The organism is Nocardioides lijunqiniae (genome assembly GCF_015024225.1).
In the GTDB taxonomy this organism is placed as follows: Bacteria; Actinomycetota; Actinomycetes; order Propionibacteriales; family Nocardioidaceae; genus Nocardioides; species Nocardioides lijunqiniae.
On sequence record NZ_JACJGM010000008.1, the window covers coordinates 106,477 to 133,226 of the forward strand.

Genomic DNA, 26,750 nt, shown 5'->3' on the forward strand with positions numbered 1-26,750 from the left:
CCCGGCTGTGGACGGAAGGTGGCCCGGACGGGGTCTTCCCGGATCGGCGAGCGGCCGTCATCCTGGCCAGATGAGCGGAAGCAGTCCCTGGCAGGAGGTGCCGTTCCTCGAGCGCCCCCCCGACGCCGCCGCGCACGGGGAGGCCTGGCACGAGGTGGACGAGTACGGCCTCGCCGTCCTCGCGCTCTGGTGCCTGCGCCGCGACCGGGCCGCGAGCTCACCGGCCGGGGACCCGCCGCTGGCGCGGGTCACGCGGGAGCAGTCGGGGACGCAGGACACCTGGACCCGACCCCGCACACCGCAGGAGCAGGCGGACGTCGACGACGACCTGGACCACCTGCTCGCCGACGCCGGCGTGCCTGCCCGGCCGCGCGGCAGGCGCTGGTACCTGCGGCTGCCTCCAGGGCAGGGGCTCGAGGAGTCGGTCCGCGAGTGGTGGTGGGAGATCAACCAGCGGCTCGAGGGCACGGACCAGACGCCGGCCGACGAGCTCGGTGTCCTCGAGGAGATCCTCGCCCGGGAGGGCCTGCGGAGCCCGCGGAGCGGCTAGCCCTTGGGCGGGTCGATCTCCGAGGTGTTGAGCTCCTCGACGTTCACGTCCTTGAAGGTCAGGACCTTGACGTTCTTGGCGAAGCGGGCCGGGCGGTACATGTCCCAGACCCACGCGTCGGTCATCGAGACCTCGAAGAAGACGTCACCGGCCTCGGTGCGGGCCTTCACGTCGACCTGGTTGCACAGGTAGAAGCGGCGGTCGGTCTCGACGACGTACTTGAAGATGCCGACGACGTCGCGGTACTCGCGGTAGAGGGTGAGCTCCTGCTCGGTCTCGTACTTCTCGAGCTCCTCGGCGCTCATCTGCACTCCTGCGGGTCGTCGTCGGGTCGCGCGCGGTCCGGATGCCCACCGCACTGGCATCGTAGACGTGTGGCCACAGCCGGGAGCGACGGGACGCGGTCGACACCGCAGGAGATCGTCGACCAGGGGCCGCCGCTGCCGACGCGGCAGATCATGCACCAGTGGTGGCGCGACATCACGTTCCTGCACTGGAGGGCCGATCCGGCCGTCGTGGCGCCGCTGATGCCGCCGGGCGTGCGCCCGGACGTGCACGACGGCAGCACCTGGGTGGGGCTGATCCCGTTCCGCATGGTCGGGGCCGGACTGGGCGACACCCGGGCGGTGCCGTGGCTGGGCGACTTCCTCGAGACCAACGTCCGGCTGTACGGCGTCGACGACGCCGGGCGTCGCGGCGTGGTGTTCGCCTCGCTCGAGGCGGAGCGGGCCGTGGTGTCGGCGGCCGCCGTCGCGTCGTTCGGGGTGCCCTACAAGTGGGCTCGGATGTCGGGGACCCCCCTGCTCGCGGGCGACCCGACGGGCGCCTGGGTGTCCTACGAGTCGCGCCGGCGCACCGGACGTCGGCCGCGCACCCGCATCGAGGTCGTGGTGGGCGAGCCGGTGGCGGAGCCGACCGGGCTGCACCTCTTCCTGACCGCCCGGTTCGGGCTGCACACCCGTGCGCTCGGGCGCACCTGGTGGGTGCCCAACACCCACGGGCCGTGGCCCCTGCACCAGGCACGGCTGACCCACCTCGACGACCAGCTCGTCGCCGACGCCGGGCTGCCGGGCCTCACCGACGGACCGCCCGACTCGGTGCTGTTCTCACCCGGCGTGCGCACGACCTTCGGGCTGCCCCAGCGGATCTGAGAGGGGCTCCCCGAGGGCCGGCTCCAGGCCGGCCGCTCGCCGTACGTTGACGAAGCGCATCCGGTGGACCGGCGAGGGGCCGTGCTCCTCCAGGGCCGCGGAGTGCACCTCGGTGATGTAGCCCTTGTGGGTCTTGAAGTCGTAGGCCGGCCACTCGCGGTCGAGCTCGGTCATCAGCCGGTCGCGGGTCACCTTGGCCAGCACCGACGCCGCCGCGATGCAGGCCGCGACCTGGTCGCCCTTCCAGACCGCCAGGCCCGGCACGCCGAGTCCGTCGACGGGGAACCCGTCGGTCAGGACGTACGCCGGCGGCAGGTCCAGCAGCGCCACGGCCCGGCGCAGCGCCTCGACGTTCGCGACGTGCATGCCGAGCCGGTCGCACTCCTCGTGGCTGACCACGACGACCGCCCACGCGGACGCGCGACGTACGACCTGCTCGTAGCAGCGCTCGCGAGCCTTCTCGGTGAGCAGCTTGGAGTCGGCAAGGCCCGGGATGATGCCGGCCTTGCCGGCGGGCAGGATCGCCGCGCCGGCCACCAGCGGGCCCGCGCAGGCGCCACGACCGGCCTCGTCGACGCCCGCGATGGGCTCGATCCCGTGGCGGCGCAGCGCCCGCTCGTAGCCGTAGAGACCGGCGTCGCGACGGACCGTCAGGCCCCGTGGCAGCTGGCTCACGACGTCACTTCGTCGACGTGGTGGGCGCCGGGACGTCGGAGAAGGTCTCGGGCCGGTCGAGCCAGTCGAAGCGGTCGCGCGGCCACGCGAGCACGAAGACCTTGCCGACCACGAGGTCGGCGTCGACGTAGGGGTTGAGGGTGCAGTCGGTCATGCTGGCGGTGCACAGGTGGGCCGAGGAGTCGCTGGAGTGGTTGCGGTTGTCGCCCATCACGAACAGCTGCCCCTCGGGGATCGGGCCGACCTTCCAGTCGCACCCCGGCATGGGGCCGCGGCACTCGACGCCCTGCTCGGCCTGGACGTAGTCGTCCTCCTCGAGCGGCTTGCCGTTGAGCAGCAGCCGACCCTCGTCGTCGCAGCACTCGAGGGTGTCGCCGGCGACGCCGATGACCCGCTTCACGAGGTGGCCGCCGGAGGGGTACAGGCCGATCTTCTCCATGGCCTTGCCGACGACGTTGGTCGGGCCGGCGCTGTCGGCGGCGTCGAGCCAGCCGCCCGGATCCTCGAAGACGACGACGTCGCCGCGCGACGGGGAGCCTCCGAACCAGTAGGAGACCTTCTGGACCAGGATCCGGTCGTTCTCGACCAGGCCGGGCTCCATCGACTCCGACGGGATGTAGAACGCCTGGACGAACAGCGCCTTGATGACGATCGCGAGCACCACCGCGACGCCCAGCAGCAGGATGGTCTCCTGCCAGATGGGGAGCCGGCGACGGCGCTCGGGAGCCTCGGCGTCGCCGTGCGCGTCGTCGGCCTCGGAGAGGTCGTTCTCGCGCACGGCGACGCCATCGGTCCGGTCGTCGGGCCCGTCGAGGTCGAGGGGCTCGTCCCGGTCGTGGCTCACGCGCAGAGTCTAGAGAGGAGTTCCGAGAGGAACGCCGGCTCAGACGTCGCGGCGCTCCTTGATCTTGGCGGCCTTGCCGCGCAGGTTGCGCAGGTAGTAGAGCTTCGCGCGACGCACGTCACCGCGGGTGACGACCTCGACCTCCTCGAAGATCGGGGAGTGCAGCGGGAAGGTGCGCTCGACGCCGACGCCGAAGGAGACCTTGCGGACGGTGAAGGTGCGGCCGATGCCGGAGCCCTGGACGCGGATGACGACGCCCTGGAAGATCTGGACACGCGAGCGGCTGCCCTCGACGACCTTGACGTGGACCTTGATGGTGTCGCCGGCCCGGAAGGCGGGGACGTCGTCGCGCTTGCTGGCGTTGGCCAGGTCGGTGATGAGGTTGGTCATGATTCTCCTCGCGAGTGCCACAGGTCAGCCGCGGTATCGGATGGGTCGAACGGTGTGGTCAAGCCGTGCTGGCCGGCGGCGCGAGGCTCCCCCTGTGGCAGGAGCCCGACGCGGTCCCTCCGGGTGTGCTTCGGAGCGGACCTTCGGCCGACTTGGACCGAGGGTCGAGTCTGCCACAACGCCGGCCCGCGCTGGAAATCGGCCGGCCCTCACCGCAGCCCCCACCGGAGCCCTCAGCGCGGCCGCGGCCGTGGCTTGGTGAGCACCACCGCGAGCGGGGGCGCGGGGAGGTCGGTCCGCAGCCGGAACCCGGCCTTCTTGTACATCCGCAGGTTGACGGTGCTGCGGGCCCCGGTGAACAGCACGTACGACGTCGCCTCGGCCGGCGCGACCGCCTGGATGTGCTCCAGCAGCACCCGCCCGAGGCCGCGGCCCTGCAGGTCCGGAGCGACCATGACCCGCCCGATGTCCCAGGCGGCGCCCTCCATCCTCCCGCGCACGGCACCGACGAGGCGACCGCCCACGCGGACCACGAAGGTCGTCCACTCGGCGATGCCCGACACGACGTCGTCGTAGGACTCGTGCAGCGCCGGGATGCCGCTCACGCTCTCGTTGGCGACCGCCTCCTGCAGCCAGCAGGCGCGCTGCAGGGTCAGCAGCTCCCCCGCGTCGCCGCGGGTGGCCGGGACGATCTCCCACTCCCCCACGACCGTGCTCGGGCTGAGCAGGTCGGGCCGGCGCTGCGCCGTACGCCGCTCCGCCTGGTCCCGCCGCCAGCGGGCGATGCGCCCGTGGTCGCCGGACAGCAGGACGTCGGGGACGTCGAGGCCGCGCCAGGAGACGGGCTTGGTGTAGACGGGGTACTCCAGCAGGCCGTCCTCGTGGGACTCCTCGGTGAGCGACGCGGCGTTGCCCATGAAGCCCGGAAGCAGCCGCACCACCGCCTCGGTCACGGCCAGCGCGGCCACCTCGCCGCCGTTGAGGACGTAGTCGCCGACGGAGACCTCGCGCACCTCGACCCGGGTGGCGGCGTGGTCGAGCACCCGCTGGTCGATGCCCTCGTAGCGCCCGCACGCGAAGACCAAGCGCTCGCGTGTCGCGAGCTCGCGCGCCACCGCCTGGGTGAAGGGCGCGCCGGAGGGCGTGAGCACGACGAGCGTGACGCCGTCCGACCCGTCAAGGTCGAGAGCGTCGAGCGCCTCTCCCCAGGGCTCGGGCTTCATCACCATGCCGGCCCCGCCACCGTAGGGGGTGTCGTCGACGGTGTGGTGACGATCGTGCGCCCACTGCCGGAGGTCGTGGACGTGCACGTCGAGCAGGCCGCTGTCGCGTGCCTTGCCGGGCAGCGAGAGCGCCAGCGGGGCGAAGTAGTCGGGGAAGATCGTGAGGTAGTCGAGCCTCACGCGTCGTCCTCCAGGGGCGTCACGAGCCCGGGGCGGTCGGCGACGACCAGCCGGCCGGCCGCGATGTCGACCTCGGGCACCAGCGCCTTGACGAACGGCACCAGGCCCTCGTGGCCGTCGGGCGTGGTGACGGTCAGCAGGTCCTGCGCACCGCCGTGGGCGATCGCGGTGACGACGCCGAGCTCGCGCCCGTCGACGTCGTACGCCGCCAGGCCGACGATCTGGTGGTCGTAGTACTCGTCGGGGTCCTCGGGCGTCTCGTCCGGGTCGACGCTGGCCACGAGCATGACCCCGCGCGCCGCCTCGGCGTCGTTGCGGGTCGTGAGCTCCTCGAACGTCGCCAGCAGCCGGGTCTGGTGCCAGCGCGTGCGGGTCACCGTGAGCGTGCGGTGCGGGAACGCAGACCCCGTCGGCTTCTGCAGCTCGAGCGTGGCGCCCGCGGCGAAGCGTCGCTCCGGCTCGTCGGTGCGCAGGTCGAGGGTGACCTCACCGCGGATGCCGTGCGGCTTGCCGATGCGGCCGACGACGACGTCGATGGTGCTCACGAATCTCCTCCTGGACGCAGAACGGGTGCCGTCCCGGAGGACGGCACCCATTCAAGCGGTTCGAGCGGTTCAGCGACGCCGGTCGACGTCCACGAAGTCGATCCGCGCGCCGGCCTTGCCCGCGAGGGCGGAGACGACGGTGCGGAACGCGGACGCCGTACGACCGCCGCGGCCGATGACCTTGCCGAGGTCGTCGGGGTGCACCCGGACCTCGAGGATCGAGCCGCGACGCAGCTGCTTGTCGCGCACGGACACGTCGTCGGGGTTGTCGACGACACCCCGGACGAGGTGCTCGAGCGCGTCGGCGAGCATGGCGCTCAGGCCTTCGTCTCGGTGGCCTCGGCCTCAGCGGCCGCGCCCTCCGGGGTCTCAGCAGCGGGGGCCTCGTCGGCGGCAGGCGCCTCGGTGGTCTCCTCGGCCGGCTCGGCCTTCTTCTCGGACTTCTTCTCGGCCTTCTTCTTGGTGGTCGCCTCGGCCTTCGGCTCGTTGGCCGACTCCTTCAGCGCCTCGTTGAAGATCTCCTGCTTGTCCCGCTTGGGCTCGGCCACCTTGAGGGTGCCCTCGGTGCCGGAGATGCCCTTGTGGGACTGCCAGTCGCCGGTGATCTTGAGGATCTTGGCCACGGCCTCGGTCGGCTGCGCGCCGACACCCAGCCAGTACGCCGCCCGGTCGGACACGACGCTGATGTAGCTCGGGTCCTCCTTGGGGTGGTACTTGCCGATCTCCTCGATCACCTTGCCGTCGCGCTTCTTGCGCGAGTCGACGACGACGATGCGGTACTGCGGCACCCGGACCTTGCCCAGGCGCTTCAAACGGATCTTGACGGCCACGGTTGTGGTGTCTCCTTGAGGTTCGTGGTGGGTGAAGATGGCAGCTCCGGGTGGGGAACACACGGGGCCGCAGCTTCGAAGGGCTCTGCGGCGTCCGGGTGAGAGGGACCGGGCGCGCAGGACTCAGCGGCCGATTCTGCCAGAGGTGCGCGAGCCAGAGGAAATCGGGCAGGCTGAGCCGGTGACCCCGCCACCGCACCCACCGTACGGACCCGCGCCGGTGGCGCGCCGCCGACGCCCGAGCACATGGTGGTTCGTGGTCGGCGCCGCGCTCCTCGTCGCCGCTGTCGTGGCGGGCGTGAGCCTCTTCGTGTGGACCCTCGGCGGGTTCCTGGACTCCGACGCCACCGTGCGCGCCGACGGACGGACGGCCACCGTGAGCCTCGAGGGCGACGAGCGCCGGATGCTGTGGACCGACGACGCCTACGCCCAGGAGTGCGAGGTCGTCGACCCCGAGACGGGCGACGCCGTCCCCACCCGCCCCGTCACCGGCAACTTCACCCGCTCCGAGGGTGGAGACGACTGGACCGGCCAGGCCACCTTCGACGCCGGCTCCGGCACCGTCGAGGTCACCTGCACCGGCGACGGCACCGTCATCGTCGGCCCCGCCCCCGCCATCGACAGCTTCGTCCTCGGCCTCCTCGCCACCATCTTCGTCCCGCTCTTCCTCGGTGGCGGCGGCCTCGTCGTCCTCATCGTCACCACCGTCCTCTTCGCCTCCGGCCGCCCCCGCTCCGAGGCCTGACCTCCGTCGGGAGCCGGCGCCCCGAACGCCAAGCTCCGGTGGTTGAGGTGCGAGCGCAGCGAGCCTCGAAACCACCCAACCGGTGGTCGAGCAGCGAGGAGCGCGAGCGACGAGCGCCCGTCGAGACCCCCGCACCTCTGGCTATCTCCTCGGGGCCGGACCGGGGCTGGTGTGACTGGTGGTGCGACAACCGACACTCAGCGTCGGCAGTTGGTCACCAGCCCGGGCCAGCTGAGCGTGAAGACCTCCGCCCGGAGCTCGAACTGCCGACGTAGGTGACCGATTAGCGGGGCCCGCGCTGTTTGCGGGCGGCGCGGCGAAGCCGTCGCCGCCCGTGCGCCGTCCCAGCAGCCCGGGAGAGGCTCGGAGTCAAGGACGGCCGTAGGCCGCCGCGAAGCGGGCGCCGAAGGCGATCCTTGACGCCGAGACCCGGGCTGCTAGCGCGCGGGCCAACACCAGCCCCGCACACATCAGGTGGTTTCGAGGCTCGCTGCGCTCGCACCTCAACCACCGTGGGGTCGGCTCGGCGGTCGGGTCACGGGGTCTCGACGGGCGCTCGACCACCGGTGGTGTGGTTTCGAGGCTCGCTGCGCTCGCACCTCAACCACCGTGGGTCGCCGCTGGGCGTGCGGCTCACGGGGTCTCGACGGGCGCTCGTCGCTGGCGCTCCTCGCTGCTCGACCACCGGTTGGGCGGTTTCGAGGCTCGCTGCGCTCGCACCTCAACCACCGTGGGTCAGCTCGGCGGTCGGCTCACGGGGTCTCGACGGACGCTCGTCGCTGGCGCTCCTCACTGCTCGACCACCGGTTGGGCGGTTTCGAGGCTCGCTGCGCTCGCACCTCAACCACCGTAGGGTCGGTCCGCGGTCGGCTCACCGGGTCTCGACGGACGCTCGTCGCTGGCGCTCCTCGCTGCTCGACCACCGGAGGTGTGGTTTCGAGGCTCGCTGCGCTCGCACCTCAACCACCGGCGGTAGACCGGCGGAGGCTTCTAGGCGACGACGGTGCCGCGGAGCACGACGCGGTGGGGGTCGTGGAGGGCGGTGAGGTCGGTGAGGGGGTCGCGGTCGTAGACGACGAAGTCGGCCGACGCGCCCTCCTCGAGGCCGTCGAAGCCGAGCCACTCGCGTCCGCGCCAGGAGGCGGCGCCGAGGGCGTACTCCGCGGGGAGGCCGAGCTCGGCCATCGCCAGGACCTCGCCGGCGAGGTTGCCGTGGCGGGCCACGCCGCCACCGTCGGAGCCGGCGTAGAGGCTGACGCCGGCCTCGTAGGCGGTCATGATCGTGTCGCGGCGGCGGGCGAAGAGGTCGGTCATCGTCGCGGAGTAGTCGGGGAAGCGCTCGGCGCCGGCCTCGGCGTACTCCGGGAACTTGTCGAGCTGCATCACCGTCGGCACCAGCGCGATGCCGCGCTCGGCCATCGCCACCACGAGCTCGGTGGACAGGCCGGTGCCGTGCTCGATGCAGTCGATGCCGGCCTCGACCAGTCCCGGCAGCACGCCCTGCCCGAAGCAGTGCGCGGTCACCTTGGCGCCGTGCTCGTGCGCGGCGGCGATCGCCGCGGCGAAGGCCTCGGCCGGGAACGACGGCGCCAGGTCGCCCTCCTCGCGGGAGATCCAGTCGCCGACCAGCTTGACCCAGCCGTCGCCGCGCTTCGCCTCCCGCACGACGTACGCCGTGAGGTCCTCCGGCTCGACCTCGTGGGCGTAGTTGCGGATGTAGCGCCGCGTGCGGGCGATGTGGCGTCCGGCGCGGACCAGGCGGGGCAGGTCCTCGCGGCCGTGGATCCAGGCGGTGTCGGCCGCCGAGCCGCAGTCGCGGATCAGCAGGGCGCCGGCGTCGCGGTCGGCGACGGCCTGCTCCTCGGTGGTGGCCTCGCCGACGGCCCCGTGGTCGTCGAGGCCGAGGTGGCAGTGCGCGTCGACCAGTCCCGGGACGATCCAGCCCTCGGCCACGGTGTCGGCACCGGGGTGGGCCTCGTAGGTGATGCGGCCGTCGACCACGTACAGGTCGCGCGCCTCGCCGTCGGGCAGCACCGGACCCCGGAACCTCGTCACCGTCATGCCCCGGACGCTACCGGCGTCCGGGGCACGACGGGCAGGGACCTCAGCGACGCGTCCGCAGACCCCAGCCGAACGGGTAGAGCGGGTCGTAGTCGGCGTCCCCGACGTTGATCGGCTCCTGCGCTACCGACCGCGGCCAGGTGACGGGCAGCCTGCCGGTGAAGGGCTTGCGGCCGAAGAGCACGTCGGCGACGCCGCCGCCCTCTCCCCCGGGCAGCCACGACGCGACGAGCGCGTCGACCTGCGTGAGCAGCGGCCGCGGGATCACCATCGGGCGCCCGGACACCACCAGCACGGTGCAGCTCGCCGCCCGGGCGCAGACGGTGCGGATCGCCTTCTTGTCCGCCTTCGACAGGAGCATCGTCTGCTCCGGCCGCGGCACCCCGTTGTCGCCGGGGTCGTAGGCCCACTCGGGTCCCCCGACGTCGCCGAAGCCCTCGGCGTACGGCGTCTCGCCGACCACGACGACGCCCGCGGCGCCACGCGGCACCGGCCTCGACGCCGTCTCGCTGAAGCGGACGGGCGCGTCCGTGGCGTCCTGGATCCCCTCGAGGATCGTCTGCCCGGGGATCACGTTCGTCGAGCCGCCCTGCCAGGTGAGGGTCCAGCCGCCCGCCTGGTTGCCGATGTTGTCGGCGTTGCTGCCGGCGACGTAGACCGGCTGGCGGCGGGGCCTCAGCGGCAGCGTGCGCTGCTTGTTGCGCAGCAGCACCTGCGACTGCGCGACCGCCTGGCGTGCGACACGACGGTGCGCCGCGCTGCCGATCGTCCGGATGTTGGTGCGGTCCGTCATCGGCCTCTCGAAGAGCCCGAGCTCGAACTTCGCCGTCAGGATCCGCGAGACCGCGTCGTCGATGCGGCTCATCGGCACCGCACCGCTCTCCACGGCGGCGGTCAGCGTGGTGACGAACTGCTGGTAGCGACCGGGCTCCATGAACATGTCGACACCGGCGTTGACGGACGCCGCGACCTGCTCGGCGTAGGTGCCGGGGAGCTGGCCGATGGCCAGCCAGTCGGAGATCACCAGGCCGTCGAACCCGAGGTCGCCCTTGAGCACGTCGGTGAGGAGCTCGCGGTTGGCGTGCATCTTGACCGGGTTGCCGAGACCGTCCTCGGTCCAGTCGACCGAGGAGAACGACGGCATCACCGAGCCGACGTGGTGGCGCCGGACCGCCGGGCGGTACGGCGAGAGGGCGAGCCGGCGGAACTCCTGGCGCGACACGCGGTTGATGCCCTGGTCGAGGGTGTAGTCGCCCTCGCCGGTGTCCCAGTCGGTCAGCCCGTCGCCGGCGTAGTGCTTGGCGGTGGCGAGCACGCGGTCGCGCCGGTGCAGCTGACCGGGCCGCCCCTGCAGGCCGTCGATGACGGTCTCCAGGCGCTTGACCAGCCGCGGGTCCTCGCCGAACGACTCGTAGGTGCGGCCCCACCTGTCGTCGCGGGCCACGCACACGCAGGGCGCGAAGTTCCACTGCGGGCCGGACGCGCGGGTCTCGATCGCGGTGATGTGGCCGATCCTCTCCAGCAGCCGCGGGTTGCGTGTGGCGCCCAGCCCGATGTTGTGGGGGAAGACGGTGGCGCCCTGGAGGTTGCCGTGGCCGTGCACCGCGTCGACGCCGTAGAGCAGCGGGATGCCGAGCGGGGTGTCGAGCGCGGCGCGCTGCAGGGTGTCGACGGTGTCGGCCCACGCCTGCGGGGTGTTCTGCGCCGGCACCGAGCCGCCGCCGGACAGCACGCTGCCGAGCGCGTACGTCGTCACCAGGCTGGGGTCGGCGATCACGTCGGCGCGCTCGGCCTGGGTCATCTGGCCGACCTTCTCCGCGAGCGTCATCCGGCCGAGGAGGTCGGCCACGCGGCGCGGGGTGGACAGGCGGGGGTTCTGGTACGGCAGCCGCTCGGCGCCCGATGCGGACGGCGGTGCCGAGGACGGAACGGGTGCCTCGGCGTCGGCCGTCGGCGCCGACAGCAGCGAGGTGGTGACAGCGGCGGCGACCAGGGCGCCGCACGCGGCCCGGCGCCGCGGCGTACGGCGGGTGCGTGGTGGAGAGAGGTGCGTTGACATTCGATGCTCCTTGCCCGAGTTCAGGAGACCCGAGGGTCCCGAGACCCGCCGGGCGCGCCCCCGAGGGCGCATCGCCAACGTAGGAACGGGCAATCGGCCGAGTCAATGCGTAAAGATCGCGTAACAGTCGGTTTTTAGTGCGCTCTCCGGACGAAAGGTGCCTAGGCTCTTCCGGCATGACCGCCCCCAGCACCGGGTCGCTCGAGCGACTGCGCACGGCCAACCGCCGCGCGGTCACCTCGCTGCTCTCCGGGGGCCCGATGAGCCGCGCCGACCTGGCGCGCGGCACCGGCCTGTCGCGCACCACCGTCTCCAGCCTGGTGGCCGAGCTGATCGACGGCGGCCTGGTCACCGAGACCACCGACAAGGCGCGCCCGCACAAGGGCGGCAGCGGGCGGCCCCCGGTGCTGGTCACGCTGAGCGCCCCCAGCGGCGGCGTGGTCGGGGTCGACGTCGGCCACCGGCACGTGCGCGTGGCCGTGGCCAACCGCACCGGCCACGTCCTGGTCGAGGACTGCGCCGCCGTCGACGTCGACACCCACGGGGCCGACACGCTCGACCGCACGGCCGCGATGGTGCGCGCGGCGCTGCGCACCGCCGGCCTCGAGCGCTCGGAGGTGCACGCCGCCGGCATGTGCGTGCCGGCGCCGCTCGATCGTCGCTCGGCCCGGGTCAGCACCGGCATCCTGCCCGGCTGGCGCGAGCTCTCCCCCGGTGAGGAGCTGCAGCGCCGCCTCGGGCTGCCGGTCTACGTCGACAACGACGCCAACCTGGGCGCCCTCGCCGAGGTCGAGCGCGGCGCCGCCCGCGGGCTCGCCGACGTCCTCTACGTCAAGGTCGCGAGCGGTGTCGGCGCCGGCATCGTGCTGGGGGGCCGCCTCCACCGCGGCACCAGCGGCATCGCCGGCGAGCTCGGGCACGTGCAGGTCGGCGAGGACGGGCCGATCTGCCGCTGCGGCAACCGGGGCTGCCTCGAGACCCTCGTCTCCGCGCCGCGCCTGCTGCACGTGCTCCAGCCGGCGTACGACGAGGAGCTGGACGTCGAGCGCGTGCTGGAGCTCGACGACGACGGGGACGCCGGCGTACGCCGGGTGCTCAGCGACGCCGGCCGCACGGTCGGGCGCGCGCTGGCAGACCTGTGCAACGCCCTCAACCCGGAGATGGTGCTCCTCGGCGGCTCGCTCGGCACGTCGTCGTCGCTGGCGGTCGGGATCCGCGCCTCGATCGACCGCTACGCCCAGCCCGACACCGCCGCCGCGGTCCGCGTTGCCGCGGGGCGGCTCGGCGACCGCGCCGAGATCGTCGGCGCCGTCTCCCTGGCCATCGCCCGGGTCGCCGCGGGCTGAGCCGGGACGGCGGCCACGGCCGGCACAGCGCATGATGGACGGCTGGACCGCGACTCGGCGGTGGGGACGAGAGGGGGACGTCGGTGGAGCAGTCGATCGGCCGCTACCGGATCGACGCCGTCCTGGGCTCGGGTGCGATGGGCGTGGTCTACGCGGCGACCGACACGACGCTGGGTCGCGTCGTGGCCATGAAGGTGATGTCGGGAGCCCTGGCCGCCTCCCCCGAGTTCCGCGCCAGGTTCCGCCGGGAGGCCGAGGTGCTGGCTCGGCTGGACTCGCCGCACGTGGTCTCCATCTACGACCACGGCGAGTCCGACGGCCTCCCCTACCTGATCACCCAGCTCGTGGCCGGTGGCGACCTCGGCGTCCTGCTGAGCGCCCGAGGGCCCTTGCCGCCACGGCTGGCGCTCCGCGTCTGTGCCCAGGTGGCGGAGGCGCTCTCCGCGGCGCACGCGGTCGGTGTGGTGCACCGCGACGTCAAGCCGTCCAACGTGCTCCTGCGCGACCCCGACGCCGCCGACCTGCACGCCTACCTGTGTGACTTCGGGATCGCGCAGACCGACGCCGGCGACGCCACGGCGCTCACCCAGGCCGGCGGCGTGGCCGGCACCTGGGGCTACCTCGCCCCCGAGCGCGGTCGCGGCGCCCCGGCGACCCCCGCCAGCGACGTCTACGCGCTGGGCTGCGTGCTCTGGGCCGCCCTGAGCGGCGCTCCGCCGTACACCGGGTCCGACGTCGAGATCGCGCTGGCCCACGAGCGCGGACCGGTGCCGCGACTCGCGTCGGACTCCGCGCTCGCCCGCGGCCTGAACCGCCTCCTGGCCCGGGCGCTGGCCAAGGACCCGGCGCGGCGCCCGGACGCTGCCACGCTGCGCGCCGAGCTCCTGGCACTGGACGCCCTCGACGCACGGGACGGGCAGTCGACGGTCGTCGCGGACCATCGGCACCCGGCGCGACGCCGCCGTACGGTCGTGGCGGCGGGGGTCACCGGGCTGATCCTGGTCGCCGGCACGGCCACGGCCGTCGTGGTCGGCCGAGACCAGGACCCGTCGGCGGCACCCCGGGCCGCGGCCGGCGCACCCTCGGGCACGCCGTCGGGCCGGGAGGGGCCCGTGCGCGGCGACCTGGACGGCGACGGTCTGGGGGACGTGGCCGTGACCATGAACCGCTACGAGCCCGAGCCCGCGGTGCGCAGTCTCGAGATCCTTCGCTCCACCGGCACGTCCCTCGACGGTCCCGAGCAGTGGGGGCAGTCGCGCGAGGTCGACGACCTCAGCACGATCCTGACGGGTGACTTCGACGGCGACGGTGCCGACGAGGTCGTGGGCCTCGCCTCGTCCGGCGACTCCGAGAGCACCAGGCTCCTGTGGGCCGACGGGAGCCGTACCGAGACGCTGCCGCTGCTGGGTCTGCCGGTCGTGGGCGACTTCGACGGTGACGGACGCGACGACATCGCCTCCATCGGCGGCAGCGACGGCGACCTCGCGATCACGTTCCTCGGCTTCCGCGAGGGCTACGTGGCCGATCCCGAGACGTGGCTCACCGCCTCGGACTGGGACGACGACCAGGCCGTCGTCGCCGGCGACTTCGACGGAGACGGACGCGACGACCTCGTGTTCCAGAAGACCGGACCGCCCATGGCCGAGGCCACCCGGCGGGACTCCCGGCTACGGCTGGCGTTGTCGACCGGCAGCCGCTTCACCGCACCGGGCCGCCCTCAGCGCTATTCCGACGGCGGCGGCACCCACCCCCGGGCCGGCGACTTCGACGGCGACGGCGCCGACGAGGTCGCGCTCGTGCCCCAGTGGTACGACCGAGCCGTGCTCGTGGTGGACGTCGACGGGTCCCGGCTCGCCCCTCAGGCCCGTCCCGCGCCACCTCCGGAGAATCCCGACCTCAGCATGCTCCAGTCGCTGGGGGTCAGCGACGTCGACGGCGACGGCACGGACGACCTGGTGGTCCTGCTGCAGGACGCCGGAGGCCACGCCCCGCTCCGCGTCGCCCTCGGCAGCCCCGACGGACTCGCTGCGGACGAGGAGTGGGCAGACCTGCGAGGCAGCACCACCCTCTTCGAGATCGCGGACACCGTCCCCTTCGACCGGTGAGCCGGCGCTCAGAGGTGGTCGAGCAGCCAGGTCGGGCTGAGGATCATCGCGCCGTGGTGCTCGACGCGGCCCATCAGGATCCGGTCGGCCGTGACGACGGTGACCCGGTCGCCGCGCTCGGCAGCCCGCTTGGCCTCGGCCACGATCGCGTCGTCGCCGTTGCCCTTGGCGTGCACGGTGGTGACGTGGGCGTCGCGGCCGGCGCGCACGCCGCCCTTGGCCGCGCCCTCGAGCACCAGCACCACCCGGTCCTGAGGCACGTCGGCCACCATCAGCTGGGCGTGCAGCCGGGCCGCGGCTCCCGCGCGGTCCTTCCACCAGCCGTCGGGCCGGGCACCGACGACGTTGGCGCCGTCGACGACGAGGGTGGTCGTCACTCCCGCCACACCGCCTGTTCGACCCGGCCCGTCACTTCAGGAACTTGGAGAAGTCCTGGGGCAGGTTGAGGTTGGCGGCGGCCTGCTCGTAGTCGACGGGCTCGGCGTCGGGGTTGCCGAAGGGGTTGGCAGCCGCGGCGGCCGCCTTCTCCTTGGCGGCGGCGGCCTCCTGCGCGGCCTTGGCGGGGTTGCCGGAGCGCTTGGCGCCCTTGCCCTTCTTGGCCTGGGCCTTCTGCTTGCCGCGCTTGCCGCCCGCCCCGGGCAGGCCGGGCATCCCCGGCATGCCGGGCATCCCGCCACCGCGCGCCATCTGCATCATGACCTTGCGCGCCTCGAAGAAGCGGTCGACGAGCTGGTTGACGTCGGAGACCATGCGGCCCGAGCCCTTGGCGATGCGCGCGCGGCGCGAGCCGTCGATCATCTTCGGGTTGGCTCGCTCGGCCGGGGTCATCGACTGGATGATCGCCTGGATCCGGTCGATCTCGCGCTCGTCGAAGTTCTCGAGCTGCTCGCGGAACTGGCCCATCCCGGGGAGCATCCCCATGATCTTCGACATCGAGCCGAGCTTGCGGACCTGCTGCATCTGCTCGAGGAAGTCGTCGAGGGTGAACTCCCCGCCCTGGCCGCTCAGCTTGGCCGCGGCCTTCATGGCCTGCTCGGAGTCGAAGCTCTTCTCGGCCTGCTCGATCAGGGTGAGCATGTCGCCCATGTCGAGGATGCGCGAGGCCATGCGGTCGGGGTGGAACAGGTCGAAGTCGGTCAGCTTCTCGCCGTTGGAGGCGAACATGACCGGGCGCCCGGTGAGCGAGGCGATCGACAGCGCGGCACCACCGCGCGCGTCGCCGTCGAGCTTCGTGAGCACGACGCCGTCGTAGCCGACGCCGTCGAGGAACGCCTGGGCCGTGACCACCGCGTCCTGGCCGATCATCGCGTCGACGACGAAGAGCACCTCGTCGGGGCGCACGGCGTCGCGGATGTCGGAGGCCTGCTGCATGAGCTCGGCGTCCACGCCGAGGCGGCCGGCGGTGTCGACGATGACGACGTCGTAGAGCTTGCGCTTCGCCTCCTCGATCGACTCCCGGGCGACGCGCACGGGGTCGCCACCGTGCTCGACCCCTTGGGCGTTGCCGGGCTCGGGCGCGAAGACGGGGACGCCGGCGCGCTCGCCGTTGACCTGGAGCTGCTTGACGGCGTTGGGGCGCTGGAGGTCGCACGCGACCAGCACCGGGGACTTGCCCTGCTCCTTGAGCCACAGCGCCAGCTTGGCCGCGAGCGTGGTCTTGCCGGCGCCCTGGAGGCCCGCGAGCATGATGACCGTCGGGCCGGTCTTGGCGTAGCGCAGCCGCCGGGTCTCGCCGCCGAGGATCGCGACGAGCTCCTCGTTGACGATCTTGATGATCTGCTGGGCGGGGTTCAGCGCACCGCTGACCTCCTCGCCGCGTGCCCGCTCCTTGACGGCGCCCACGAACTCCTTGACGACCGGCAGCGCGACGTCGGCCTCGAGCAGCGCGATGCGGATCTCGCGCGCGGTGGCGTCGATGTCGGCTTCGGAGAGCCGGCCCTTGCCGCGGAGGTTCTTGAAGGTGTCGGCAAGCCGGTCGGAGAGGGTGGCAAACACAGGTGTGGCGTCCTTGGGCAGGCGAAGTAGGGGGGTTCTGGCGAGGTCCAGCCTAACCCGCGGGGGTCGCCCGACCCTCCGGCCCCGTGAGCGCAGCCCGTACGGCGTGAGCCGCGTCCGCCGCGCGGGTCTCCGACAGCGCGCCGGCCGACGGCTCGACCACGTAGAACACGTCCACCGCCTGCGGGCCGAGGGTGTCGACGTGGGCCGAGCGCACCTCGACGTCGAGCCGCGCCAGCGCGGCGCACACGAGGTAGACCACCCCGGGGCGATCGGCGGTGCGCACCTCCAGCACCGTGGCGTGCTCGCTCGCCTCGGGCCGCACCACCACCGTGGGGGCCAGCGGGCCGCTGCCCCCGGGCCGCAGCCGCGCGGACGGGTCGACCCGACCGTCGACGATCGCGTCGAACTTCTGCCGCAGGATCGCGGGCTCCAGGTCCTCCCCCGCGACCTCCCACACCGACACGCCGTACTCCCCCTGCGACCAGACGCGCGCAGCCCGCACCGGCGTGCGCTGCAGCGCGAACATCGCGGCGAAGTCGGCGAGGAGCCCGACCCGGTCGACAGCGATGACCGTGACCCGCGAGCCGTCGGGCACCGGCTCGACCGAGATGAACACCGCGTCGCCGCGCAGGCCGTCCGGCACGGGCACGTCGTCGCTGCTGATCGGGGGCAGCGCGGCGCCCGTGTCGAGCGCGGCGTGCGCCCGGCGGGCGAGGTCGAGGACCAGTCCGGAGCGCCACGACGACCACGCCTTGGGGGACGTGGCCTTGGCGTCGGCCTCGGTGAGCGCCCCGAGCAGGGCGACGGCCTCGACGGTGCGCAGCCGGGACGTGACCAGCTCGACGGTGGCCGGGTCGTCGGGGTCGCGGGTCGTGGCGGTCTGGGCGAGCAGCAGGTGCCAGCGCACCAGCAGCGCGACGAGGTCGACGCAGTCGGGGGCGAAGCCCATGCGGGTGGCGATCGCCCGGGCGATCGGCTCCCCCGCCACGCTGTGCTCGGTGAGCCCGCCCTTGCCGATGTCGTGCAGGAGCGCGGCCACCATCAGCACGTCGGGCCGCGCGACGCCGCGGATCAGCGTCGAGGCCTCGATGCAGGTCTCGATGACGTGCCGGTCGACGGTGAAGCGGTGGATGACCGAGGCGTGCGGCAGCGACCGCACCCGCTCCCACTCCGGGAGGAAGCCGCTGAGCGCCTGCGTCTCCTCCAGCGTCTCCCACACCCCGAGCAGGCTGCGGCCCGAGGCGAGCAGCCGCACCAGCAGCTGCCGGGCCTCGGCCGGCCACGGGTCGGGAAGCGGCGGACACTCGCGGACCAGCCGGGCGGCCGTGGCGGGCGCCAGGACGACGTCCCGCTCGGCGGCGGCCGTGGCCGCGCGCAGCAGCAGCGCCGGGTCGTCGGCCGGGCGGGCCCTGCGGTCCAGCACGATCTCCCCCGACGACAGCGCGACGCCCGGGGCCACGGGCTCCAGCGAAGGACGGCGCGCGCCCTTCACCGACACCGGCCGCGCCAGGACGGCGTCGACGCGACGCCACGCCAGCCGCGACAGGTGGGTGATCCGACGCCCGAGGTCGCGCACGTGCACCTGGGCCGCCAGGTCGTCCGCGAGCCCGAGCGCGGCGGCCAGGTCCGACCACGCCTCGGGCGTGATCCGGTCGGTGGCGCGACCCGCGTTGGCGTGCACCAGGTCGCGCACGTCGAGCAGCGCCTGACGGCTGCGCTCGAGGTCGACGTGCGGAACGTCCACGAGCCACGTGGCGACGAGCCCCCGCAGGACCGTGGCGTCGCGCAGGCCGCCCTCGGCCTCCTTCACGTCGGGCACCGACAGGTGCGCGAGCTCCCCCACCAGGTCGTGCCTGGCGCGCACCAGGTCGTGCAGCGCGGGCAGCCGCGCGCGGGCGCCGCGGCGCCACTCGGCGAGCATCGTGGTGCGCAGGCGCAGCGTGAGGTTGGGGTCGCCGGCCAGGTGGCGCAGGTCGAGCAGCCCTGAGGCCACGCGCAGGTCCGCGGCGGCCGCGGACAGCATCTCGGGCATCGAGCGCACGGAGTGGTCGAGCTTGCTGCCGCTGTCCCACAGCGGGTACCAGACCTTCTCGGCCAGCGGCCCGACGTCGACGCCCTCGTCGGAGACGAGCACGACGTCCAGGTCGGAGTACGGCGCCAGCTCGCCTCGGCCGTAGCCGCCGACCGCCACGAGGGCGGCGCCGGCCTCCAGGCCGCCGCAGTCCTCGTACGCGGAGACGCACAGGGCGTCGGCCGCGGCGGTCCGCTGGGCCCGTTCGCTGGCGGTCATCGGGTCAGATCGCCGCGTCGTCCCGGTCGCCGGTGCGCACGCGCAGCACGGAGTCGAGCGGGGAGACCCACACCTTGCCGTCGCCGATGCGGCCGGTGCTGGCGCTGGTCTGGATCGTGGAGACGATGGTCTCGACGTCCTCGTCCCCGACGACGACCTCGAGGCGGATCTTGGGCACCAGCGCGACGTCGTACTCCGCACCCCGGTAGACCTCGGTGTGGCCCTTCTGCCGGCCGTAGCCGCTGACCTCGGAGACCGTCATGCCGGTCACGCCCACGGACTCGAGGGCCATCCGGACGTCCTCCCACTTGTGCGGCTTGATGACCGCGGTGACGAGCTTCATGCGGTGGCTCCTGGGTTCGAGGGCTGGTGGGGCACCGATGATGCCCCACATGCGTGACGACGACCCGGCTGTCTCGGACAGCCGGGTCGCCGAGTCGTGCGGCTAGAGCGCCGCCCCGTCCTTGTCGCCGGTGCGGACCCGGATGACGGTGTCGACCGGGCTCACCCAGACCTTGCCGTCGCCGATCCGGCCGGTCTGCGCGGTCTTGACGATGATGCCGACGATGTCGTCCGCGTCGTCACCGTCCACCACGATCTCGATCCGGATCTTCGGGACCAGCGCGATGTCGTACTCCGCGCCCCGGTAGACCTCCGTGTGGCCCTTCTGCCGGCCGTAGCCGCTGACCTCGGAGACCGTCATGCCGGTCACCCCGAAGGTCTCGAGGGCCTCGCGGACGTCCTCCCACTTGTGCGGCTTGATGACCGCGGTCACGAGCTTCATCACCGTGCTCCTTCCGTGACGACGGGCTGGGTGCCGAGGACTCCGGTCTTGCCACCTCCGCCACCCCCCATCCCGGTGTGCAGGTCGTAGGCCGTCTCGCCGTGGGCGGCGAGGTCGATGCCCTCGACCTCGTCCTCCTCGTCGATCCGCAGGCCCATCGTGAACTTGATGGCCAGGGCGATGATCGCGGTGACCACGCCGGAGAACACCACGGCCACGAGGACGCCGAGCACCTGGTCGCCCAGGGATCCCGCACCGCCGCCGTAGAGGAGGCCGTCGATGCCGCCGGCGCCGTCGGAGGTCGAGAAGACCCCGATCAGGACGGTGCCGACGATGCCGCCGACGAGGTGGACGCCGACGACGTCGAGCGAGTCGTCGTAGCCCAGCTTGTACTTCAGGCCGACGGCCCAGGCGCAGACCGCACCGGCGATGACGCCGATCGCGACGGCGCCCTCGATGTCGACCGCACCGGCGGCCGGCGTGATGGCGACCAGGCCGGCGACGATGCCGGACGCGGCGCCGAGCGAGGTGGCCTTGCCGTGCATGAGGCGCTCGATGAGCAGCCAGCCGAGGATGGCGGCCATCGTGGCGAGCGTGGTGTTGGCGAAGGTGCGGCCGGTCTCGGAGAAGAACTGGGCGAGGTTCTCCTCGTCGGTGGTGCCGGTGAACACGATCGAGCCGACGTTGAAGCCGTACCAGCCGAACCACAGCAGGCCGGCGCCCAGCATGGTGAGCGTCAGGTTGTGCGGGCGCATCTGGTCCTTGGGCCAGCCGATGCGCTTGCCGAGCAGGAGCACGAGCACCAGCGCCGCGACACCGGCGTTGATGTGGACGGCCGTGCCGCCGGCGTAGTCCTGGGCGCCGATCCGGCCGCAGATGAGGGAGTCCTCGGTGCAGCTGAAGACCATGTGGGCCATCGGGAAGTAGCAGAGCAGCGCCCACAGGGGCACGAAGACGACCCAGGCGGAGAACTTCATCCGGTCCGCCACCGCGCCGCTGATCAGCGCCACGGTGATGATCGCGAACGTCATCTGGAACATCACGCTGACGTAGCCCTCAGTCGCGACGTCCTTCAGCCAAAGCATGTCGAATGGGCTGGCAAAGAAGGTGCCGCCACTGGCGACGTCGCCGCTCCAGCCCATCGACCAGCCGACGGCGACGTACAGGATGCCCACGATCGCCGCGGCGATGTAGGACATCATCATCATGTTCAGCACGGACTTCGACCGCGACATGCCGCCGTAGAAGAGCGCCAGTGCCGGCACCGTCATCATCAGGACAAGAGCTGTCGCGATGAGCATGAAGGCGTAATAGCCGTCCACAGAACCTCCAGGAAACTCACAACCGGGAGACGTGCCCCGCCAGCGACCGCGTTGTCGCCGCGAGGTCCCCACCTCATTGGTCAGAACCCTCGGACGCGCAGGTTTCGCGGTTCGCCGTCAGATGTTGCGCGCAGGCAACGAGTTCCCGGGCTGTGTTACTTCCCTGTTACGGGCGTGGCGGCTCCCGCTCAGCCGAGCAGGGCGTCGACGAAGGCGCCGGCGTCGAACGGCGCCAGGTCGTCGGGGCCCTCGCCGAGGCCCACGAGCTTGACCGGGACGCCCAGCTCGCGCTGGACGGCCACGACGATCCCGCCCTTGGCCGAGCCGTCGAGCTTGGTGAGCACGATGCCGGTGACGTCGACGACCTCGCTGAAGACGCGGGCCTGGATCATGCCGTTCTGGCCGGTGGTCGCGTCGAGCACGAGCAGCACCTCGGTGACCGGCGCGCGCTTCTCGATGACCCGCTTGACCTTGCCGAGCTCGTCCATGAGGCCCTGCTTGTTCTGCAGCCGGCCGGCGGTGTCGACGATGACGGTGTCGACGCCGTCGTCGGCGCCCTGGCGGACGGCCTCGAAGGCGACGCTCGCCGGGTCGGAGCCCTCGGCGCCGCGCACGACGTCGACGCCGACCCGCTCGCCCCAGGTGGCGAGCTGCTCGACGGCCGCCGCGCGGAAGGTGTCGGCCGCACCGAGCGTGACCCGCAGGTCCTCGGCGACCAGGATCCGGGCGATCTTGCCGACCGTGGTGGTCTTGCCGGCGCCGTTGACGCCGACGACGAGCACCACCCCGGGCTGGCCATCGGCGCCGGTGACCTGCAGGCGGCGGTCCATGTCGGGGTCGACGAGCGCGAGCAGCTCCTCGCGGAGCGCGGCCCTCGGGTCGGCACCGCCGTCGACGCGCATCCGGGTGCGGAGGTTCTCGACGAGCTGCTGGGTGGGCGCCACGCCGATGTCGGCGGTGAGCAGGGTGTCCTCGATCGACTCCCAGGTGTCCTCGTCGAGCCGGTCGCGGCTCAGCAGCGCGAGCAGGCCGCGACCCAGGCCGCCCTGCGAGCCGGCCAGCCGCTGGCGCAGCCGCACCAGGCGCGACGCGGTGCCCTCGGGACGCTCGAGGGTGGGCGCCTGCGGCTGGTCGGCGTCCGGCTCGATGGTGGCCGGTGGCGAGCTCAGCTCGACCGGCGCCTCCCCCTCGGCGGTGGGGACGCCGAGGACGTCGGTGTGCGTGTCGGGCAGCGGCTGCGGCCGACGGCGCCGCGTCACCACCAGCCCGGCGACGGTCCCGACGAGGGCGAGGCCGAGCACGGCGATGAGGAGGATCACGAGAGCCAGGACATCCATGGCTCAATCCAAGCAGCCCGGCCCCAGGACCGGGAGGGGTGGGTCAGCGGCGACGAGCCTGGTCGGCGGCCTCTTCGTCGAGGGTCGGCACGGCGTCGACGGCCCTGGACATGGCGTCCCCGAGCCAGGGCGCGGCCGGGACCTGCGCTCCCCGGTGGGGGAAGGCGACGTAGGTCAGGACCAGGCCGCACAGGACCAGGATCGCCGCCATGATGATGACGAGGGTGAGCACGACAGTGACCTTCCGAGATGTGAGCGGTGGGGCCGGTGGTACCCCGGTGACCACCGTGGCACACCCCTGGTCGCGGACGTCAGTCGGCGGGGCGGAGCAGGGGTGTGACTGCGACGCGGATCTCGTCGGGCAGGGGCGCGACCGGGCGCGAGCGGTCGGTGTTGTCGACGTAGACGTGCACGAACCGACCCTCGGCCGCAGCCTCGTCGCTCTCGCCCTGGAACAGCCCGATCCGGTAGATCACCGAGGACGTGCCGACCTTGTCGACGACCAGCCCGGTCTCGATCGGACGGGGGAAGCCGAGCTCGCGGTAGTAGCGGCACGAGGTCTCGGCCACCACCCCGATCCGTGGCAGCGAGCGGACGTCGAGGCCGGTCGACTCGTAGAGGAAGGCGTTGACGGCCGTGTCGAACAGCTCGTAGTAGGTGGCGTTGTTGAGGTGGCCGTAGGCGTCGTCGTCGCGCCAGCGCGTCGTGATCGTGCGCCACGCGACGTAGTCGGCGCGGGTGGGACGTCGGCTCACGCGGGCTGGTCCCTCAGTCGCTGGCTGATGACCGCGGAGACCCCGTCGCCGCGCATGGTGACGCCGTAGAGCGCGTCGCCGACCTCCATCGTGCGCTTCTGGTGAGTGATCACGAGGAGCTGGGAGTTCTCGCGGAGCTCCTCGTAGATCTCCAGGAGCCGCCCGAGGTTGGTGTCGTCGAGCGCCGCCTCGACCTCGTCGAGGATGTAGAAGGGCGAGGGCCGGGCCTTGAAGAGCGCCACCAGGAACGCGACCGCGACCAGCGAGCGCTCCCCGCCGGAGAGCAGCGAGAGCCGCTTGACCTTCTTGCCCGCCGGGCGGGCCTCGACCTCGATGCCGGTGTTGAGCATGTCGCCGGGCTCGGTGAGCACCAGGCGGCCCTCGCCGCCGGGGAAGAGTCGCGCGAACGTCGAGTCGAACGCCGTGCTGACGTCGGCGTAGGCCTCGGTGAAGACCGCCTCCACGCGGGCGTCGACCTCGCGGACGATGTCGAGCAGGTCCTTGCGGGTGCGCTTGAGGTCCTCGAGCTGCTCGGTGAGGAACTTGTGGCGCTCCTCCATCGCGGAGAACTCCTCGAGCGCGAGCGGGTTCACCTTGCCGAGCGTCGTCAGCTCCCGCTCTGCGGTGCGCAGCCGCTTCTGCTGCTCCTCGCGGACGTACGGAACGGGGTCGGCGAAGGTGCCCTCCGCGTCGGGCGTCGTGGGCGGCACCAGCTGCAGCGGGCCGTAGTCGGCGGCGAGGCCGTCGGCGTCGAGGCCGAGCTCCTCGAGCGCCTTCTCCTCGATCTGCTCGATCCGCATGCGCTGCTGGGTGCGGGCCATCTCGTCGCGGTGGACGGAGTTGACGAGCTCGTCGTGCTCCTTGGTGAGCTGACGCAGCGTGCCGCGCATCGCGAGCAGCTCCTGCTCACGCCCGCTGCGGGCCTGCTCGACCTGCTGGCGGGCGACGGTGGCCTGGTGGATGGAGACCTCGAGGCGGGACAGCACGTACGACGTCGCGATGCCCACCGCCTCCGCGGCCCGACCCTCGCGCAGCAGCCGCTCGCGACGCTCGGCCGCCTTGGCGCGGGCCTCGCGCTCGGAGCGGGCGGCGCGCAGCAGGTTGTCGGCACGGCCGTGCAGGGCGCGCGAGCGCTCCTCGTGGGTGCGCAGCGCGAGGCGGGCGTCGGTCTCGGCCTGGCGCGCGGCCTTGGCCGCCTCGCGCAGCCGCTCCCGCTCGGAGGTGTCGGGCTCCTCGTCGGGGGCGTCCTCGGCCGTCGCGAGGCGCGACTCCAGGTCGGCGAGGCCGGCCAGGTCCTGGTCGCGGGCGCTCGCGGCCTTCTCGATGGCCTGCGTCAGGCGGTCGGCCTCGCCCCGCGCCGAGCGCGCCTGCGAGCCGTACTGGCCGAGCTCCTCGGCCACGGCGGCCAGGGTGGCGTCGGACTCGTGGAGCTTGGCGAGGGCGACGTCGGCGCGCTTCTGCGCCTCCAGCCGCTCGCTCTCGAGGCGCGAGAGGTCGAAGGTGAGCCGCTCGGCGGAGGCGATGGCCTCGCCGAGCATCGCGCCCGCCTCGTCGACGGCGGCCTGGATCTCGATCAGGCTCGGCTGGCTGGAGGAGCCGCCCGCGGCGAAGTGCGCGCCGAGGACGTCGCCCTCGCGGGTGACCGCGGTGACGTCGGGCAGGTCCGCCACCAGCGACTGGGCGGTGCCGAGGTCGTCGACGACGGCGACCTTGAACAGCAGCCGGGTCAGGGCCGGGCGCAGCGTGTCGGGGCACTCGACCACGTCGACGGCGTACGACGCGTGGCCGGGCAGGTCGGGCCAGGGCCGGTCGTCGGTCTCGGCGAGGCCGCCCAGGAGCATGCCCGCGCGGCCCAGGTCGTCGCCCTTGAGGTGACCGATCGCGGCGACCGCGGCCCCCGCGTCGGTGACCGCCACGGCGTCGGCCGCGGAGCCGAGGGCGCTGGCCACGGCGGTCTCGTAGCCGCTGCGCACGGTGAGGAGCGCGGCGACCGAGCCCATCAGGCCCGAGACCGACTCGGTCGCGGCCAGCAGCGCCCCGGCGCCGTCCTTGCGGTTGAGGCCCATCTCGAGCGCGTCCTTGCGGGCGGCGAGCGTGGAGCGGTCGCGGTCGGCCTGCTGGGCCTCCTCACGGGTCTTGGCGAGGCGCTCCTCGACGTCGGACAGGGCGTCGGTGGCGGCCTCGTGCTCGGCGTCGAGCCCCTCCTCCCCCGCGTCGAGCCCGGCGACCCTGGTCTCGAGCGAGGTGAAGTCGCGCTGGGCGCGGTCGGCGCGGGCAGTGGCCTCCTCGCGGGCGAGGCTGAGCCGGCCGATCTCGTCGTCGGCGGCGGCGGCGCGCGAGCGCAGCGCGTTGACCTGGCCGTGCAGGCGGGCCAGCCCCTCGCGGCGGTCGGCCGCGGCGCGGACCAGCCCCGCGACCCGGCGCTCCTCCTCGGCCGCGGCGTCCTCCGCCGTACGGCGTGCGGTCACGGCCTGCTCGAGGCCGGTGCGGGCGACCTCGACCTCCTGACCGATCTGCTGCTCCTGGGCGCGGACGCGCTGAGCCTCGGCCTCGAGCTCGTCGGGGTCGCGGCCCTGCTGGGACTCGGCGTCGGCGACGCCGGCGGCGTTGCGCACGCGCTCGGCGGCCAGTGACTGGGTGCCGCGCAGGCGCTCGCGCAGCCCGTTGAGGGCGTACTGGACGTCCTGGGCCCGCTGCAGCGCCGGCAGGTCCTCGCGCAGGGCGGCCTCGAGCCCGGCCTCGGCCCCGCGGCCCTGGGCCAGCTGGGCCTCCACCTGCTCGCGCCGCTCGACCAGGATGGTCTCGTCGGCCATCTCCTGCTCCAGCGCGGTGCGCGCGGTGACCAGGTCGTCGGCCATCAGGCGGGCGCGGGCGTCGCGGGCGTCGGCCTGCACCCCGGCGGCGCGGCGGGCGACCTCGGCCTGGCGGCCCAACGGCTTGAGCTGGCGGCGGATCTCGCTGAGGAGGTCGTGGAGGCGGTTGAGGTTGCCGTCGGTGGAGTCGAGCTTGCGGAGCGCCTTCTCCTTGCGCTTGCGGTGCTTCAGGACGCCCGCGGCCTCCTCGATGAAGCCGCGCCGGTCCTCCGGCGTCGCGTGCAGGATCTGGTCGAGCTGGCCCTGGCCGACGATGACGTGCATCTCGCGGCCGATGCCGGAGTCGGACAGCAGCTCCTGGACGTCGAGCAGCCGGCAGGAGGTGCCGTTGATGGCGTAGTCGGACCCGCCGCTGCGGAACATCGTGCGGCTGATCGTCACCTCGGCGTACTCGATCGGCAGCGCGCCGTCGCTGTTGTCGATCGTCAGCAGCACCTCGGCGCGGCCCAGGGGCGGGCGTCCGGAGGTGCCGGCGAAGATGACGTCGTCCATCTTGCCGCCGCGCAGCGACTTCGCGCTGGCCTCGCCCATCACCCATGCGAGCGCGTCGACGACGTTCGACTTGCCGGAGCCGTTGGGGCCCACGATGCAGGTGATGCCCGGCTCGAGCTGGAGCGTGGTCGAGGAGGCGAAGGACTTGAACCCCTTGAGGGTCAGGCTCTTCAGGTACAACGCGAGACTCCATCA

The 26,750-nt window shown here is 73.0% G+C and carries 25 protein-coding genes and 1 pseudogene; 5 read left to right on the plus strand and 21 right to left on the minus strand.

The genetic code is table 11. The annotated features are described in order from the left end of the window. Positions 1-70: 70 nt before the first annotated feature. The gene (locus IRQ30_RS07215) at positions 71-550 is read left to right on the plus strand and encodes a DUF5956 family protein (RefSeq protein ID WP_193612276.1); all 480 of its coding nucleotides are present in this window, start codon (positions 71-73) and stop codon (positions 548-550) included. Here IRQ30_RS07215 and IRQ30_RS07220 read toward each other — a convergent pair. Then, positions 547-855: a DUF2469 domain-containing protein gene (locus tag IRQ30_RS07220; RefSeq protein ID WP_134738610.1), complete on the minus strand. Its 309-nt coding sequence runs from the start codon at positions 853-855 to the stop codon at positions 547-549. The genes IRQ30_RS07215 and IRQ30_RS07220 overlap by 4 nt on opposite strands. Before the next feature lie 69 nt (positions 856-924). Between IRQ30_RS07220 and IRQ30_RS07225 the strand changes: the two genes are divergently transcribed. After that, a complete protein-coding gene (locus tag IRQ30_RS07225; RefSeq protein WP_338089605.1) occupies positions 925-1,701 on the plus strand; it encodes a YqjF family protein in 777 nt (258 codons plus the stop codon). On the opposite strand, the gene IRQ30_RS07230 is transcribed toward IRQ30_RS07225, so the two are convergent. The 8 genes and pseudogenes from IRQ30_RS07230 to rpsP all read right to left on the minus strand — a co-directional run bounded on the left by IRQ30_RS07230 (position 1,657) and on the right by rpsP (position 6,388). Next, entirely contained in the window at positions 1,657-2,376 is a 720-nt protein-coding gene (locus IRQ30_RS07230; protein WP_193612277.1) for a ribonuclease HII, read from the minus strand. The genes IRQ30_RS07225 and IRQ30_RS07230 overlap by 45 nt on opposite strands. Before the next feature lie 4 nt (positions 2,377-2,380). Further along, entirely contained in the window at positions 2,381-3,220 is an 840-nt protein-coding gene (gene lepB, locus IRQ30_RS07235) for a signal peptidase I (RefSeq protein WP_193612278.1), read from the minus strand. A 39-nt stretch (positions 3,221-3,259) separates the two neighbouring features. Then, complete coding sequence (gene rplS, locus IRQ30_RS07240) at positions 3,260-3,610, minus strand: 50S ribosomal protein L19 (RefSeq protein WP_193608475.1); 351 nt, start codon at positions 3,608-3,610, stop codon at positions 3,260-3,262. A 233-nt stretch (positions 3,611-3,843) separates the two neighbouring features. Continuing rightward, positions 3,844-4,317: a GNAT family N-acetyltransferase gene (locus tag IRQ30_RS23280; RefSeq protein ID WP_338089610.1), complete on the minus strand. Its 474-nt coding sequence runs from the start codon at positions 4,315-4,317 to the stop codon at positions 3,844-3,846. Between the two features lie 18 nt (positions 4,318-4,335). Then, positions 4,336-5,013 (minus strand): annotated as a pseudogene (trmD, locus tag IRQ30_RS23285) (tRNA (guanosine(37)-N1)-methyltransferase TrmD); the annotation flags it as partial. Then, positions 5,010-5,558 (minus strand): ribosome maturation factor RimM, encoded by a 549-nt coding sequence (gene rimM / locus IRQ30_RS07250; protein WP_338089606.1) that lies wholly within the window; start codon positions 5,556-5,558, stop codon positions 5,010-5,012. The gene rimM and the pseudogene trmD, both read right to left, overlap by 4 nt. Before the next feature lie 69 nt (positions 5,559-5,627). Continuing rightward, complete coding sequence (locus IRQ30_RS07255) at positions 5,628-5,870, minus strand: RNA-binding protein (protein WP_193608478.1); 243 nt, start codon at positions 5,868-5,870, stop codon at positions 5,628-5,630. A 5-nt stretch (positions 5,871-5,875) separates the two neighbouring features. Further along, positions 5,876-6,388 (minus strand): 30S ribosomal protein S16, encoded by a 513-nt coding sequence (gene rpsP, locus IRQ30_RS07260; protein WP_193612281.1) that lies wholly within the window; start codon positions 6,386-6,388, stop codon positions 5,876-5,878. A gap of 298 nt (positions 6,389-6,686) precedes the next feature. On the opposite strand from rpsP, the gene IRQ30_RS07265 reads away from it, so the two are divergent. Next, positions 6,687-7,133 (plus strand): hypothetical protein, encoded by a 447-nt coding sequence (locus IRQ30_RS07265; RefSeq protein ID WP_193612282.1) that lies wholly within the window; start codon positions 6,687-6,689, stop codon positions 7,131-7,133. A 990-nt stretch (positions 7,134-8,123) separates the two neighbouring features. On the opposite strand, the gene IRQ30_RS07270 is transcribed toward IRQ30_RS07265, so the two are convergent. Next, the gene (locus IRQ30_RS07270) at positions 8,124-9,194 is read right to left on the minus strand and encodes an amidohydrolase family protein (protein ID WP_193612283.1); all 1,071 of its coding nucleotides are present in this window, start codon (positions 9,192-9,194) and stop codon (positions 8,124-8,126) included. 43 nt (positions 9,195-9,237) lie between these two features. Continuing rightward, positions 9,238-11,253, minus strand: coding sequence for a glycoside hydrolase family 3 protein (locus tag IRQ30_RS07275; RefSeq protein WP_227467134.1), 2,016 nt, complete (start codon positions 11,251-11,253; stop codon positions 9,238-9,240). Between the two features lie 176 nt (positions 11,254-11,429). Here IRQ30_RS07275 and IRQ30_RS07280 point away from each other — a divergent pair, with 176 nt between their 5' ends. Both IRQ30_RS07280 and IRQ30_RS07285 read left to right on the plus strand, forming a co-directional pair. Further along, positions 11,430-12,599, plus strand: a complete 1,170-nt coding sequence (locus IRQ30_RS07280) for an ROK family transcriptional regulator (RefSeq protein ID WP_193612285.1) — start codon at positions 11,430-11,432, stop codon at positions 12,597-12,599. Between the two features lie 83 nt (positions 12,600-12,682). Next, positions 12,683-14,704, plus strand: coding sequence for a protein kinase domain-containing protein (locus tag IRQ30_RS07285; protein WP_193612286.1), 2,022 nt, complete (start codon positions 12,683-12,685; stop codon positions 14,702-14,704). 8 nt (positions 14,705-14,712) lie between these two features. On the opposite strand, the gene IRQ30_RS07290 is transcribed toward IRQ30_RS07285, so the two are convergent. The 10 genes from IRQ30_RS07290 to smc form a co-directional block, all read right to left on the minus strand. Then, positions 14,713-15,081, minus strand: a complete 369-nt coding sequence (locus IRQ30_RS07290; RefSeq protein WP_193612287.1) for an NYN domain-containing protein — start codon at positions 15,079-15,081, stop codon at positions 14,713-14,715. Positions 15,082-15,112: 31 nt separating this feature from the next. Next, complete coding sequence (gene ffh, locus IRQ30_RS07295; RefSeq protein WP_193612288.1) at positions 15,113-16,699, minus strand: signal recognition particle protein; 1,587 nt, start codon at positions 16,697-16,699, stop codon at positions 15,113-15,115. A 52-nt stretch (positions 16,700-16,751) separates the two neighbouring features. Continuing rightward, the gene (locus IRQ30_RS07300; protein ID WP_193612289.1) at positions 16,752-18,992 is read right to left on the minus strand and encodes a [protein-PII] uridylyltransferase; all 2,241 of its coding nucleotides are present in this window, start codon (positions 18,990-18,992) and stop codon (positions 16,752-16,754) included. Positions 18,993-18,996: 4 nt separating this feature from the next. Continuing rightward, positions 18,997-19,335 carry a P-II family nitrogen regulator gene (locus IRQ30_RS07305; RefSeq protein WP_193612290.1) on the minus strand — a complete coding sequence of 113 codons (339 nt, stop codon included), beginning with the start codon at positions 19,333-19,335 and terminating at the stop codon, positions 18,997-18,999. 102 nt (positions 19,336-19,437) lie between these two features. Then, a complete protein-coding gene (locus IRQ30_RS07310; RefSeq protein ID WP_193610303.1) occupies positions 19,438-19,776 on the minus strand; it encodes a P-II family nitrogen regulator in 339 nt (112 codons plus the stop codon). After that, positions 19,776-21,077: an ammonium transporter gene (locus IRQ30_RS07315; protein WP_193610304.1), complete on the minus strand. Its 1,302-nt coding sequence runs from the start codon at positions 21,075-21,077 to the stop codon at positions 19,776-19,778. The genes IRQ30_RS07310 and IRQ30_RS07315 overlap by 1 nt, the downstream gene beginning before the upstream one ends. 209 nt (positions 21,078-21,286) lie before the next feature. Beyond that, complete coding sequence (ftsY, locus tag IRQ30_RS07320) at positions 21,287-22,435, minus strand: signal recognition particle-docking protein FtsY (RefSeq protein ID WP_193612291.1); 1,149 nt, start codon at positions 22,433-22,435, stop codon at positions 21,287-21,289. A 43-nt stretch (positions 22,436-22,478) separates the two neighbouring features. Then, complete coding sequence (locus tag IRQ30_RS07325) at positions 22,479-22,667, minus strand: hypothetical protein (RefSeq protein ID WP_193612292.1); 189 nt, start codon at positions 22,665-22,667, stop codon at positions 22,479-22,481. A gap of 79 nt (positions 22,668-22,746) precedes the next feature. Next, positions 22,747-23,190, minus strand: a complete 444-nt coding sequence (locus tag IRQ30_RS07330; RefSeq protein WP_193612293.1) for a thioesterase family protein — start codon at positions 23,188-23,190, stop codon at positions 22,747-22,749. Beyond that, complete coding sequence (gene smc / locus IRQ30_RS07335; RefSeq protein WP_193612294.1) at positions 23,187-26,735, minus strand: chromosome segregation protein SMC; 3,549 nt, start codon at positions 26,733-26,735, stop codon at positions 23,187-23,189. Before smc ends, IRQ30_RS07330 begins: the two co-directional genes overlap by 4 nt. Positions 26,736-26,750: the final 15 nt, after the last annotated feature.

Excerpts from the sequence above, each read along its gene's own strand:
- IRQ30_RS07215 (WP_193612276.1), top strand. The coding sequence starts at position 71 with ATGAGCGGAAGCAGTCCCTGGCAGGAGGTGCCGTTCCTCGAGCGCCCC.
- IRQ30_RS07220 (WP_134738610.1), bottom strand. The coding sequence starts at position 855 with ATGAGCGCCGAGGAGCTCGAGAAGTACGAGACCGAGCAGGAGCTCACC.
- rplS (WP_193608475.1), bottom strand. The coding sequence starts at position 3,610 with ATGACCAACCTCATCACCGACCTGGCCAACGCCAGCAAGCGCGACGAC.
- IRQ30_RS07255 (WP_193608478.1), bottom strand. The coding sequence starts at position 5,870 with ATGCTCGCCGACGCGCTCGAGCACCTCGTCCGGGGTGTCGTCGACAAC.
- IRQ30_RS07270 (WP_193612283.1), bottom strand. The coding sequence starts at position 9,194 with ATGACGGTGACGAGGTTCCGGGGTCCGGTGCTGCCCGACGGCGAGGCG.
- IRQ30_RS07275 (WP_227467134.1), bottom strand. The coding sequence starts at position 11,253 with ATGTCAACGCACCTCTCTCCACCACGCACCCGCCGTACGCCGCGGCGC.
- IRQ30_RS07280 (WP_193612285.1), top strand. The coding sequence starts at position 11,430 with ATGACCGCCCCCAGCACCGGGTCGCTCGAGCGACTGCGCACGGCCAAC.
- IRQ30_RS07300 (WP_193612289.1), bottom strand. The coding sequence starts at position 18,992 with ATGACCGCCAGCGAACGGGCCCAGCGGACCGCCGCGGCCGACGCCCTG.
- IRQ30_RS07305 (WP_193612290.1), bottom strand. The coding sequence starts at position 19,335 with ATGAAGCTCGTCACCGCGGTCATCAAGCCGCACAAGTGGGAGGACGTC.
- IRQ30_RS07310 (WP_193610303.1), bottom strand. The coding sequence starts at position 19,776 with ATGAAGCTCGTGACCGCGGTCATCAAGCCGCACAAGTGGGAGGACGTC.
- IRQ30_RS07315 (WP_193610304.1), bottom strand. The coding sequence starts at position 21,077 with ATGCTCATCGCGACAGCTCTTGTCCTGATGATGACGGTGCCGGCACTG.
- ftsY (WP_193612291.1), bottom strand. The coding sequence starts at position 22,435 with ATGGATGTCCTGGCTCTCGTGATCCTCCTCATCGCCGTGCTCGGCCTC.